Origin of the sequence: Vibrio sp. 10N.222.55.A1 (assembly GCF_041473835.1) — a bacterium.
Taxonomy (GTDB): domain Bacteria; phylum Pseudomonadota; class Gammaproteobacteria; order Enterobacterales; family Vibrionaceae; genus Vibrio; species Vibrio crassostreae_C.
In genome coordinates, this window is the sequence record NZ_JBFRSX010000037.1 from 25,781 (window position 1) to 38,833 (window position 13,053).

The 13,053-nt window shown below is 44.0% G+C and carries 12 protein-coding genes; 2 read left to right on the plus strand and 10 right to left on the minus strand.

Translation table 11 applies throughout. The features are described from left to right. Positions 1-64: 64 nt before the first annotated feature. Entirely contained in the window at positions 65-538 is a 474-nt protein-coding gene (locus AB4493_RS12695; RefSeq protein WP_372155090.1) for a GreA/GreB family elongation factor, read from the minus strand. 145 nt (positions 539-683) lie between these two features. Here AB4493_RS12695 and AB4493_RS12700 point away from each other — a divergent pair, with 145 nt between their 5' ends. Then, entirely contained in the window at positions 684-2,618 is a 1,935-nt protein-coding gene (locus AB4493_RS12700; protein WP_017059916.1) for an ATP-dependent DNA helicase RecQ, read from the plus strand. Between the two features lie 64 nt (positions 2,619-2,682). Here AB4493_RS12700 and dinB read toward each other — a convergent pair whose 3' ends face one another. Continuing rightward, the gene (gene dinB / locus AB4493_RS12705) at positions 2,683-3,759 is read right to left on the minus strand and encodes a DNA polymerase IV (RefSeq protein WP_017071277.1); all 1,077 of its coding nucleotides are present in this window, start codon (positions 3,757-3,759) and stop codon (positions 2,683-2,685) included. A gap of 164 nt (positions 3,760-3,923) precedes the next feature. Here dinB and AB4493_RS12710 point away from each other — a divergent pair, with 164 nt between their 5' ends. Next, entirely contained in the window at positions 3,924-5,162 is a 1,239-nt protein-coding gene (locus tag AB4493_RS12710) for a response regulator (protein WP_372155092.1), read from the plus strand. 135 nt (positions 5,163-5,297) lie between these two features. On the opposite strand, the gene nqrM is transcribed toward AB4493_RS12710, so the two are convergent. The 8 genes from nqrM to AB4493_RS12750 all read right to left on the minus strand — a co-directional run bounded on the left by nqrM (position 5,298) and on the right by AB4493_RS12750 (position 12,587). Further along, positions 5,298-5,552 carry a (Na+)-NQR maturation NqrM gene (gene nqrM, locus AB4493_RS12715; RefSeq protein WP_009848378.1) on the minus strand — a complete coding sequence of 85 codons (255 nt, stop codon included), beginning with the start codon at positions 5,550-5,552 and terminating at the stop codon, positions 5,298-5,300. A 16-nt stretch (positions 5,553-5,568) separates the two neighbouring features. Further along, a complete protein-coding gene (locus tag AB4493_RS12720; protein WP_017059913.1) occupies positions 5,569-6,573 on the minus strand; it encodes an FAD:protein FMN transferase in 1,005 nt (334 codons plus the stop codon). A 174-nt stretch (positions 6,574-6,747) separates the two neighbouring features. Beyond that, complete coding sequence (gene nqrF / locus AB4493_RS12725; RefSeq protein ID WP_017059912.1) at positions 6,748-7,974, minus strand: NADH:ubiquinone reductase (Na(+)-transporting) subunit F; 1,227 nt, start codon at positions 7,972-7,974, stop codon at positions 6,748-6,750. A gap of 29 nt (positions 7,975-8,003) precedes the next feature. Next, positions 8,004-8,600 (minus strand): NADH:ubiquinone reductase (Na(+)-transporting) subunit E, encoded by a 597-nt coding sequence (nqrE, locus tag AB4493_RS12730; protein WP_009848375.1) that lies wholly within the window; start codon positions 8,598-8,600, stop codon positions 8,004-8,006. A gap of 7 nt (positions 8,601-8,607) precedes the next feature. After that, entirely contained in the window at positions 8,608-9,240 is a 633-nt protein-coding gene (locus tag AB4493_RS12735) for an NADH:ubiquinone reductase (Na(+)-transporting) subunit D (protein ID WP_008223083.1), read from the minus strand. Continuing rightward, on the minus strand, positions 9,240-10,007 hold the full coding sequence (locus AB4493_RS12740) for a Na(+)-translocating NADH-quinone reductase subunit C (RefSeq protein WP_017059911.1): 768 nt from the start codon (positions 10,005-10,007) through the stop codon (positions 9,240-9,242). Before AB4493_RS12740 ends, AB4493_RS12735 begins: the two co-directional genes overlap by 1 nt. Further along, positions 9,997-11,241 carry an NADH:ubiquinone reductase (Na(+)-transporting) subunit B gene (locus tag AB4493_RS12745; RefSeq protein WP_010439046.1) on the minus strand — a complete coding sequence of 415 codons (1,245 nt, stop codon included), beginning with the start codon at positions 11,239-11,241 and terminating at the stop codon, positions 9,997-9,999. Before AB4493_RS12745 ends, AB4493_RS12740 begins: the two co-directional genes overlap by 11 nt. A 5-nt stretch (positions 11,242-11,246) precedes the next feature. Further along, positions 11,247-12,587 (minus strand): Na(+)-translocating NADH-quinone reductase subunit A, encoded by a 1,341-nt coding sequence (locus AB4493_RS12750; RefSeq protein ID WP_017080319.1) that lies wholly within the window; start codon positions 12,585-12,587, stop codon positions 11,247-11,249. Positions 12,588-13,053 lie beyond the last annotated feature (466 nt).

The following is a 13,053-nucleotide window of genomic DNA, read 5'->3' on the forward strand; positions in this document are numbered from 1 at the left end:
ATTACTATACCCTTGGTATATGCTCCTTTGTCAGAGAAACGTTTTATATATATTAGTCAGTTAGTTAGTCGATAGAGATAACTTCGTAGCAAAACTGTTTATCTGCGACCTTAAACTCAATCTCATCACCAACTTCTTTACCCATTAGAGCCTGACCAAAAGGTGCATTTGCCGTCACGATGGCTATCTCATTCTCATTCCACGTGACAGAAAGTCCGCCGACTCTCGGCCCCAAAAAAAAGTGTTTATATTTATCATGCTCGTCAATGACCACAACGTAGCTGCTCACTGCAATCTTCTCACTATCACGCAGCACTAAGTTGCGATAACACTGAATGTCGTTTTCACACTCTTGCACCCTCACCGCTTGGCCATGGGCGAGATACGAAGCTTCTAATGCCAATGTATCGTACTTATGTTCAGGCACTGTCTCTTCATCTGTCGCAGCATCAATAGCGCGTTGAGTAGCAGATTGTGCGATACGTAATCGGGATTCAAGTTGCTCTATGATTATTTGGCGAAGCTCAGACTTATTCATACTATTGGGGTGCTTTTCTATAGGAGCTACAGAATAGAATTAGGTACAATCAGGTGCAAGACATTTGATTCATCAAGCGACGCTATCATGAATAGGCGCCCGCTTTAGCATCAATACGACACTTAATAACTCAGGTAGAACATAAATGATTGAGCAGAAGCTAAAACAAGTATTCGGATTCGACTCACTGCGCAATGGGCAAAAGCAAGTCATTGATAACGTTCTATCTGGTCACTCGACTGCCGCGATATTCCCGACAGGCTCAGGTAAATCGCTGTGCTATCAATTACCAGCATTAGAGTTACCGCACTTAACCTTGGTGATATCGCCACTGTTAGCCTTGATGAAAGACCAACTCGCTTTCCTGCACAGTAAAGGCATTAGCGCAGCGGCAATCGAATCAAGCCAAGACCGACAAACCACACAACAGGTTATGCAGTCAGTGCGTAACGGTGACACCAAGATCCTCATGATCTCCGTCGAGCGCTTGAAGAACGAACGCTTTCGTCAGTTTATCTCCCAAGTGTCGATCTCACTGCTTGTGGTCGATGAAGCGCACTGTATTTCAGAATGGGGACACAACTTCAGACCCGACTACCTGAAGCTTCCTCAATACCAAAAACAGCTCAATATTCCTCAGGTTCTACTACTGACAGCCACTGCGACTACAGCGGTTATCCAAGATATGAAGTCAAAGTTTGAAATTGATGAGGAGCGCGTTGTGGTTACGGGTTTCTATCGTCAAAATCTCGATCTGTCGATTCAACCTTGTGAACAAACCAGTAAGCTAGAAACCTTGTGCAATGTGGTTAACCAAGCTTCTCTCGCTCCGACTATTGTTTATGTCACCCTTCAACAAACGGCAGAGATGGTGGCTCAGCAGCTTCGCAATGCTGGCGTTAATGCAGTGGCTTACCATGCGGGTCTTAAGCCTGAAAATAGAGATGCTATTCAACACCAATTCATGAATGATGACGTGAGCTGTATCGTCGCAACTATCGCGTTTGGTATGGGCGTGGATAAGTCCAACATTCGCCGAGTGATTCACTTTGACTTACCAAAATCGATCGAAAACTACTCACAAGAGATCGGCAGAGCTGGTCGAGATGGGCAAGCGTCTGAATGTATTTTACTGGCTAACAAACACGGTTTAAGCACACTCGAGAACTTCGTTTTTGGTGATACGCCAGACAACATATCGATCCAAGCGGTATTAAAAGAGATCTACGAAAATCAAAACATTGGCGCTTCTGGCTCGAATCAATGGGAGATCATGCTTAATCAACTATCACGTGAATCCAACATTCGTCAGTTACCGCTAAAAACATTACTGGTGTATCTCGAAATTGAAGGTGTGATTGAGCCCAAGTACAGCTACTTCGCAGACTACAAATTTAAGTTCATTCGTCCGAAACAGCAGATCACAGAGCAATTTCAAAGTGAACGTCGTCAATTTGTCGAAGCGATTTTCCAATGCTCTCCTCAAGCAAGAGTGTGGTGCCAAGTCGACTTCGATGCGCTTTGGACACACTTCCAAGCCGATCGTCAGCGTGTGATTGCGGCTATCGACTACTTCAATGAACAAGGTTGGATTGAACTAGAAAGCAAGCAGATCACCGATGTCTACGCGATCCACAATACTTCTGAAGATATGATGCAACTGTCAGAGCGTCTAACTGAGTTGTTTAAAGCAAAAGAAAACAGCGAGATAAACCGCCTTAACCAAATGCTGAATTTCTTTGAGGCGGATACTTGCCTAAGCTCACGCCTTGCGAGTTATTTTGCCGATGATAAAGCACCAACAAACTGCGGTCACTGCTCTGTATGTCGAGGAGAAGTGGCAATCTTACCAACCGTTGATGTTGAACCTATCGATGATGAGACGGTGATGACATGGATACATGAGTTTATTTCGGCTAGCCAACAACTGATTACCGACGAGGCAATTACTCGCTTCTTATGTGGAATCGCCACCCCGCTTTCAACCAAACTCAAAGCCAGTAAAATGGTCGGTTACGGCAAGCTAGAGCAGCAACCGTTCAGTGATACCTTAGCGCGAGTAAAACAACTTCCTAGGTAATTCTTACTTATAAAAAACCGACTAGGCTATGAAGCGTAGTCGGTATTCATCTCACTCATTATCTTTAAAAGAAGCTCAACTGACGCATTTGGTCTTTGGGTTGCAGCATTACACTTAAACCAAGTAGGCGTATCTCTCGCCCTTGTTGTCTTTTCAGTATTTCACTAAGCAGCTCTTTGAAGTGTTCACGATCGAGAGAGGCGTGGATGTGCTCAATCGTGGTTTGTTGAAAATCGGCGAACTTGAGCTTAATGCCCTGCTTGATGATCGCTTTGCTTGGACTAGCCTTTTCTAAGCGAGTCTCGAGTTCAGGAAATAGCTTGTCTTCGATTACCTGCCAACATTCAGCGTAAGTTGAAATATTTTGAGTGAAGGTGCGCTCTACGCCTACCGATTTTCGCTCGCGCTCGATGATAACTTCTCGATCATCAATGCCATGACTGCGCTTCCAGAGTGATGCACCTTGACGGCCAAACTTGAGTAGGAGGTCTCGATAGTCAGACTCTTTAATATCCTTACAAGTAAAGAAACCTGCTTGATGCAGCTTTTCAATGCTCACCTTGCCAACACCGGGAATCTTTTCAAGTGGTAGCTCATCGATCACTGATTGCACGTCTTGTGGAGGGATAACAAACTGACCATTGGGCTTATTCAGATCCGAGGCCACTTTCGCCAAGAATTTAATCGGTGCAATTCCTGCAGAAGCTGTCAGGTTCAGTTCGTTCCAGATATCACGGCGAATAGACTCGGCAATAAGTGTTGCTGAACCATGACACCGCTTAGAATCGGTGACATCAAGGAAAGCTTCATCCAAAGAAAGAGGTTCAATGATTGATGTGTATCGAGAGAAGATTTCGCGGATCTTTTTAGATATCTCGACATAGACCGACATTCTTCCCGGCACAACCAATAGATTAGGACAAAGCTGCAGGGCTTTTCCGGTCGGCATTGCAGAGCGAACACCAAACTTGCGGGCTTCGTAATTACAGGTACTCAAAACACCGCGTTGCTTTTCATGCCCACCAACAGCTAACGGGCGATTTCGGTAAGCAGGGTTATCACGCATTTCTACAGCAGCGTAAAAACAATCCATATCAACATGAATTATTTTTCTTACTTTCTCTTCACCCGCGCTACACATCTAGGAATCACTCGACCTTACAACTGTATCTATAAACAGTATAATCCAATTATTATCAGATTTAAAACGATCTCGAGTCCAGCTAAAGAGGTTTCTCTTCAATAGCCATGAGCTCTTCTGATACTATTGTTAACGAGTATTTAGTCTATAAGTAGGGATCGCTTGTGAGTGAAAAAATACTAGTAGTGGAAGATAGCCGAGCATTTCGCAACTACCTGTACCAACAGCTGAAAAATAGCGGTTATGAGGTAGCAGTTGCTGAATCGATTGCAGAAGCAAAAAACATCTTGGAACAAGAGACGGATTTCTTGTGTGCCGTATTAGATTACTGCTTACCTGACGGCCAAGACGGTGAGATCATTGATCTCGTCTTAGGCTATCAACAGAAAATCATTGTCCTGACCGGGATGTTCGACAATCAACTGCGAGAGCAAGTCCTAGCCAAAGGCGTTATCGATTACATACTTAAAGACAGTATGTCATCAGTAAGCTACCTACTTCCCCTGGTTCAAAGAATTTCGAATAATCGCCATCACAAAGCATTGGTTGTCGATGATTCAGCGGTCGTTCGCCGTTACATAGCTCAACTTCTAGAACACCAATATATCCAAACTATCCAAGCCGAAGATGGCGAACAAGCATTAAAGCTCCTTCATAACGATCCCGATATTACGTTCGTTGTTACAGACCATGATATGCCGAAGAAAGACGGTATAGCGATGATCCGTGAGATACGACGCGATCACGACAGAAACCAGTTGGCTATTCTAGGGTTATCAGGCAGCGATGATCGCACCATGACAGCTCGATTCCTTAAAGCGGGGGCTAACGACTTCCTTTACAAGCCTTTTAACCAAGAAGAATTTTTTTGCCGTATCCATCAACTGCTTGATATGAAAGAAGCGGCCAACGAGCTATTTCGACATGCCAACGAGGATGCTCTTACTGGCTTATGGAACCGTCGTTACCTGTTCAATCAAACATGTAAAGGTTGTGAGCAGCGCAGTATAGCCATGATGGATATCGACTTCTTCAAGAAAGTGAACGACACCTACGGTCACGATGGTGGTGATGCAGTCCTCGTGGAAGTCGACAAGATCATCAAAGACCATTTTAAAGATGATGTTGCTGTACGCTTCGGTGGCGAAGAATTTTGTATTCAGTCGTGTGGTTCGTTTGAGAGCTTTGTTGACAACTTAGAGTCCATGAGAGAAGCCATTGAAAGCCATGTTGTTGAGCATGACTCTCAAAGAATCAAGGTCAGTATCAGTATCGGCGTAACCGATTTAGACGCGAAGCTAGATGAGCAGATCAAAGCCGCTGATGAGCTTCTTTATACGGCAAAAGAGCAAGGTAGAAACCAACTAGTGTTTGCGCGTAACAGCATGCAAATCGAACAATAGTCATTCGCCTCTGTTTCCATTTTTGGTATACCAAGATTAATTGCTAGACCTCAAAACTAAAAAAGCTCAAGACGATAATCTTGAGCTTTTCAATTTGAGGGCATAGATAACTCTATCCCCTATGACTGTCACCAATTAAGCGATACGGTCTTTACTCCAAGCCGCTTCTTTTTGTTGACGCTCAGCCAGCTTCTCTTCACGGTAAGCTTCACGTGCTTCACGCTTCTTACGCGCGTCACAAGGTTCAGGGCAGTTACATACTTTATCAATACCAACAGCACCCAAACCGCCACAGCTACCTTTCACAACTTTCTTTTGGATAATGTAGCCAATTGACATCGCTGCGATTACTGCAAGAAAAACACCAAATGTAATCAGAAATGTATTCATAATTATCTCGCTTACCTTATTTACCTAAGTATGGCTTAAATGCTTCAGAAGCAATTTCTTTAAAGCCATCTGCTGTTTTTACCACCATGAACACTGGGATGTTATGTTGGTTTGCGACTTCCATTCCTTTTTCCTCACCTAAGACCATAAGGCCCGTAGATAAGCCGTCTGCAGTCATTGAAGACGGGTTTAAAACAGTCACAGAAACCACTTTATGGTGAAGAGGCTTTCCTGTTTCAGGGTTGATGATGTGTGAGTAACGAACACCATCACGTTCAAAATAGTTACGGTAATCACCAGAGGTTGCGATAGCCATATCACCCGGCTCGATGATCTCTTGGATATTACGCTCATCAACGCTTGGTTTCTCAATCGCGATACGCCAGCCCACGTTCTCACGGTTTAAACCTTTCAGACGAATTTCGCCACCGACTTCAACCATGTAGTTGTGAATACCGATAGAATCAAGGTAGTCAGCGACGACGTCAACACCCCAACCTTTTGCAATCGTGGATAGATCGACATACAGGTTAGGTAGGTCTTTCTTCAACATGTTGCCTTCAACACTAAGATGATGGATACCAATCTTAGCCTTGCGAGCCGCCAGCTCTTCATCTGATGGCACAACTTCAGGACGAGCTTCAGGACCAAAACCCCATAAGTTAACTAACGGACCAACCGTTACATCCAGAGCTCCTTCAGTAAGACCGTTCAAACGAATCGCTTCTTTCACAACCGTCGCTGTTTGCTCAGATACTTCGAACGCATCCGCACCTTTATGCTGGTTGAAACGGCTTAATTCGGAATCTTCACGGTAAGTCGACATCTGGTCGTTTACTTCTTCAAGTAGACGATCGATCTCTGTATGAACTTCATTAGACTCAGGAAATTCATCACCATTGATGTATTTAATATTGTAACTCGTGCCCATCGTTGGGCCACTCAAATGCACTTGCTCTCTTGACTGCTCACAGCCCGCAAGAAAAATCAAAGAAGTTAATGCAACAAGCCAAATTCTCACTTGCTTACTCCTGTCTAATGTTGAGGATTTATATAAGGAAAAATAAGAGTAAAAAATAGGTATTTTGAATGCCTTACTCTTTCTTATATAAGCCAGTATGTTGTCAAAAGCTGTCTTAGAAAAACAAATGGCTGACTCGTAGGAGTCAGCCATAATATCAATCACTTAAGTGGATTAACCACCGAAGTCATCTAGTAGGATGTTTTCATCTTCTACACCAAGATCTTTCAGCATGCCGATAACAGCAGCGTTCATCATCGGTGGACCACACATGTAGTACTCACAATCTTCAGGAGCTTCGTGATCCTTCAGGTAGTTTTCGTACAGTACGTTGTGGATGAAACCAGTGTAACCGTCCCAGTTGTCCTCTGGTTGAGGATCAGACAGTGCACAGTGCCACACGAAGTTTTCGTTTGCAGCCGCTAGGCCATCGAAATCTTCAATGTAGAACATCTCACGCTTAGAACGCGCGCCATACCAGTAAGACATCTTACGAGTAGACTTAAGACGCTTAAGTTGGTCGAAGATATGAGAACGCATAGGCGCCATACCTGCACCACCACCGATGAATACCATTTCATTGTCTGTGTCTTTAGCAAAGAACTCACCAAATGGACCAGAAATAGTACATTTGTCGCCTTCTTTAAGAGACCAGATGTATGAAGACATAACACCAGGAGCTACGTCAGGGTTGTTTGGCGGCGGAGTTGCGATACGCACGTTAAGCTTGATGATGCCTTTCTCTTCTGGGTATGAAGCCATAGAGTAAGCACGGATCGAATGCTCTTTAACGATAGACTCATAACGGAACAAGTTGAACTTATCCCAGTCACCACGGTATTCCTCAGGAATATCGTAATCTGCGTATTTCACGTGATGTGGTTCAGCTTCAATCTGAATGTAACCACCCGCGCGGAACGGAACTTCTTCACCTTCAGGGATCGCTAGAGCAAGTTCTTTGATGAAAGTAGCTTCGTTGTTATTCGAGATAACAGTACATTCCCACTTTTTAACACCAAAGATATCTTCGTCTAGTTCAATCTCCATGTCAGTTTTCATAGCAACTTGACATGCAAGACGTTCGCCTTCGCGAGCTTCACCTTTTGTGATGTGATCAAGTTCAGTTGGAAGGATGTCGCCACCACCAGACTTAACTTTTACACGACACTGACCACAAGAGCCACCGCCACCACAAGCAGAAGATACGAAGATACCAGCGCCAGCCAGGGCACCAAGTAGCTTGCTACCAGGTTGAGTAACGATCGCCTTTTCAGGGTCGCCGTTTACTGAAATAGTGATGTCACCTGATGGTACTAACTTAGACTTAGCGAAAAGAATCACTAGTACTAGAGCCAGTACAATAATGGTAAACATCGCTACGCCAAGAATAATACTAAACATTTGTTATTCCTTATTACTGGGTGCTTACCCTACAGTTGAACACCAGAGAAAGACATAAAGCCTAACGCCATCAGACCAACAGTAATGAACGTGATACCAAGGCCACGAAGACCTGGAGGTACGTCAGAGTACTTCATCTTCTCACGGATACCCGCAAGAGCAACGATAGCTAACATCCAACCCACACCAGAACCGAAGCCGTAAACAACAGATTCAGCAAAGTTGTAGTCACGAGTTACCATGAAAGATACACCACCAAAGATTGCACAGTTAACTGTGATCAGTGGAAGGAAGATACCTAGTGCGTTGTACAAAGGTGGGAAGAAACGGTCTAGAACCATCTCTAGGATTTGTACAAGTGCCGCGATAACACCGATGAATGCGATGAAGTTAAGGAAACTTAAATCGACACCTTCAACAAGCGCGTTTTCTTTCAGGATGTGTGTGTAAACAAGGTTGTTTACAGGAACAGCGATTGTAAGTACTACAACTACCGCAACACCAAGACCAAAAGAAGTTTTAACTTTCTTAGATACCGCTAGGAATGTACACATACCTAGGAAGAAAGAAAGCGCCATGTTTTCGATGAAAATCGATTTAACTAGCAGACTAATATAATGTTCCATGACTACCTTACCCCTTCGCTTCTACTTGTTCTGGTTTGAACACACGAATTGCCCAAATCAAGAAACCAATTAGGAAGAATGCAGAAGGTGCTAGAAGCATCAAGCCGTTTGGCTGATACCAACCACCGTTGCTCACTAGAGGTAGTACTTCCATACCAAATAGTTTGCCAGAGCCTAGAAGCTCACGGAAGAAACCAACAGTGATAAGAACGAAACCGTAACCAAGACCGTTACCAAGACCATCGATTAGAGATGGGATTGGCGCAGACTTCATTGCGAATGCTTCAGCACGACCCATTACAATACAGTTAGTAATGATTAGGCCTACGAATACAGATAGCTGCTTAGAGATATCGTATAGGTATGCTTTAAGCACTTGGTCTACCACGATTACTAGTGATGCGATAATTGCCATCTGAACGATGATACGCACACTGTTAGGAATGTGGTTACGGATCAAAGAAACGAAGAAGTTAGACAGAGCAGTAACGAACATTACCGCGATAGTCATAACAAATGCTGTTTCTAGCTTAGTGGTTACCGCAAGAGCAGAACACACACCAAGAACCTGTAGCGCGATTGGGTTGTTGTCCAACACCGGCGCTAAGATGCTCTTTTTAATTTCTTTTGCACTAGACATTAGTTCAGACCTCCGTCACGAACTTTTGCTAGGAACGGACCAAAGCCCATATCACCTAACCAGAAGTCAAATGTATGTTGAACACCAACGCTAGTCAGTGTTGCACCAGAAAGGCCATCTACACCGTGCTCAGAACCTTGAGGAGCGCCACCTTTAACAACCTGAATAGCAGGTTTGTGGTTTTCGTCGAATAATTTCTTACCAACGAATTGAGCGCGCCAAGATGGGTTCTCAACTTCACCACCAAGTCCAGGAGTTTCACCTTGCTCGTAGTAAGTGATACCAGAAACTGTGTTGCCATCAGTTTCTACCGCAACGAATGCGTACATCATTGACCATAGACCGTTACCGTGAACAGGGATGATAACTTTAGAAGTTTCAGCGCCATCTTTCACAAGGTATACAGTACCCGTGTTAGCACGACGAAGGATCTTAGCGATGTCATCTTCAGCTGAAAGCTTGATTGACTGAGCTGGATCTTTTGCCGCTTTACGTTGGTCGTATGCAGCAGCATCGCCGTCAACGAAATCGCCAGTAGCGAAATCAACTAGACGAGGTTCAATGTTCTCTGCGTACAGTTCAGGGATATTACCCGCAAGTTCAATGCCCGCAACTTCAAGGATCTTAGTTTGCTGATCCAGAACTGCGTTAGCTTGTTGCTTAGGTTTAAGAACAACTGCAGCTGTTGAAACGATGATTGAGCACACTAAGCTCAATGCGATAACAACAAACAGCGTCTTTTTAATGCTATCGTTATTACTTGCCATAGCGCGCTAGTCTCCGCTTAATGTTCTTCTCGATTACAACGTGGTCAAACAGAGGAGCAAATAGGTTTGCGAATAGGATCGCAAGCATCATGCCTTCTGGGTATGCAGGGTTAACTACACGAATCATTACACACATTGCGCCGATTAGGATGCCGTACCACCACTTACCACCATTGGTAAATGACGCTGATACAGGGTCTGTTGCCATGAAGAACATACCAAATGCGAAGCCACCTAGAACTAGGTGCCAGTGCCAAGGCATGCTGAACATTGCGTTAGTGTCAGAACCGATCACATTAAACAATGTTGATACAGCAATCATACCGATCATAACACCAGCAATGATGCGCCATGAAGCAATGCCCATGTATACGATCATTGCAGCACCGATCATAAGTGCAAGCGTTGATACTTCACCGATAGAACCTGGAATGTTACCAATGAATGCGTCCATCCAAGTGATCGTCTCACCAGATACCGTGTTCATTAGCGCGCTACCACCGCCTTGAGCCCATTGGCTAAGCGCTGTTGCACCAGAGAAACCATCAGCTGCAGTCCAAACTACGTCACCAGAAATCTGAGCAGGGTATGCAAAGAATAGGAACGCACGGCCAGCAAGTGCAGGGTTTAGGAAGTTACGACCCGTACCACCAAAAATCTCTTTAGCAACAACAACACCGAAGGTAATACCTAGTGCAGCTTGCCATAGAGGAAGTGTTGGCGGAACAATAAGCGCGAACAAGATAGAAGTAACAAAGAAACCTTCGTTAACTTCGTGCTTACGCACCATACAGAACAGTACTTCCCAGAAACCACCAACGATAAAGACCGTCGCGTAGATAGGTAAGAAGTAAGTCGCACCCAAGAGCATCTTACTGCCCCAACCTGCATCGGCTCCTAAGGAGGCTCCAAGCATTTCGGTTAGCCAGTAGTGCCAGTTACCATCAATGATAGAAACTAGTTCTGCACCTGAATACATGTGGTTTAGTGCTGCAATAGCTTGACCACCTGCGTTGTACATACCCCAGAACATTGCTGGGAATACCGCAAGCCAAACCATGATCATGATACGTTTTAAGTCAACGCTATCACGGACATGCGAGCTTTTCTTTGTAACTGTACCTGGTGTGTAGAAAAGTGTTGCTGCAGCTTCGTAAAGCGCAAACCACGTTTCGTGTTTACCACCTGGTTCAAAATGATGCTCGATGTCTTCAATAAACTTTTTAAGGCCCATGAAAATTACCCTTCCTTCACAATTGTATCTAGGCATTCACGAAGTAACTGACCGTACTCGTACTTACCAGGACATACAAAGGTACACAGTGCTAAATCTTCTTCATCTAGCTCTAGCGCACCAAGTGCTTGTGCACTATCAACGTCGCCAGCACATAGATCGCGAAGCAGCAAAGTAGGCTCCATATCTAATGGCATTACTTTCTCGTAGTTACCAATTGGAACCATAGAGCGATCACTACCGTTTGTTGTCGTTGTCATGTTGAACAACTGACCTTTAAACACGTGACCAAGGAATGAACGAGTAACAGAGAACTTGTTCTTACCAGGCATAGCCCAGCCAAATAGCTCTTTATCACGACCTTCACGAAGAACCGAAACCTGTTGATGGTAACGGCCAAGGTAAGCATGTGGACCTGAAGCGTGAACACCAGATAATACTGAACCTGAGATCAGGCGAACTTCGCCTGGCATTAACTCGCTGTCTGTCAACTCTTCAAGGCTAGCACCAATTTGAGTACGAACTAGACGTGGGTTGTTCACCACTGGACCAGCCAGAGAAACAACACGCTCAGAGTAAATCTCACCAGTAAGGAAAAGCTTACCGAATGCGATAACATCTTGGTAGTTAATGCTCCACGCTACATTTTGTGCATTTACCGGATATAGGTAATGCATATGCGTGCCTGCAAGACCTGCAGGGTGTGGGCCATCAAAAACATGTTCTTCAACGTTAGACTGAGCTGAACGAGGTAAGCTAGTACCTTTTTTACAAACGTACACTTTACCGTTAGTCAGAGTTGAAAGAAGATCTAAACCAGCAACGAAAGCATCAGACTGCTCGTTAATGATTAATTCTGGCTCAGCTGCTAGCGGATTAGTATCCATAGCAGTAACGAAAATAGCCTGAGTTTCAGAATCAACTGCTGGAACCTTGCTGAACGGACGAGTTCGCAAAGCGGTCCATGCGCCAGACTCAACTAACTGAGCTTTAACCGTTTCACGGTCAAGGCCTACTAGTTGGTTAGCTTCATAGCTATTGAACGTGATTTGCTCATTGCCTGCTACTTCAATCACTACTGATTGAAGAACACGCTTAGCACCACGGTTCACTTCAATAACTTTACCGCTTGCTGGAGAAGTAAATACAACACCTGGGTTCTTTTTATCTGCAAAAAGAACTTGGCCTTTCTTCACTTCATCACCAACGCGAGCATGCATCGTAGGACGCATACCAACGTACTCTTCGCCAAGCAAGGCGACTTTAGTGATGGACTTACCATCATTAATCACCTGGGATGGAGTTCCTGCGATAGGAAGATCCAAACCCTTCTTTATTGTAATCATACGCACTTGCACTACTTTATCGGGAAAAAGATTCTTTTAATTGCGTAAATTCGGGACGTTTTAAAATCGCCCTTAGACACGACATTACAGTGTCCGGTTTTGGTAAATTTGAGATACCAAAATCGCAACATTACATTAATAAACTCATCACAAATATTATGTGAGATTTATCAGGTGCCGTATTCTAGCATTTTTTGACAACTTGATGCCATGACCAATAACTTGAATACGGCCTTTATTTGGTGAGATTTGAAGCATATGGACTCTCAAATATGTATAAATTTGACGAGCCGCACAGATAGATTGGCTTTTGAATCGTGTTTTAAACAAGAGATTAATACTCTGTCACAAACTAATATTTTACGAGTTATGTTGAAACACTGTTAATAAAAACATTACTCATTGTAGGTATTTTTAGTCGTTCAAATTGCCATCAGTTTGAGTGATATAACAACGAAAAACACAT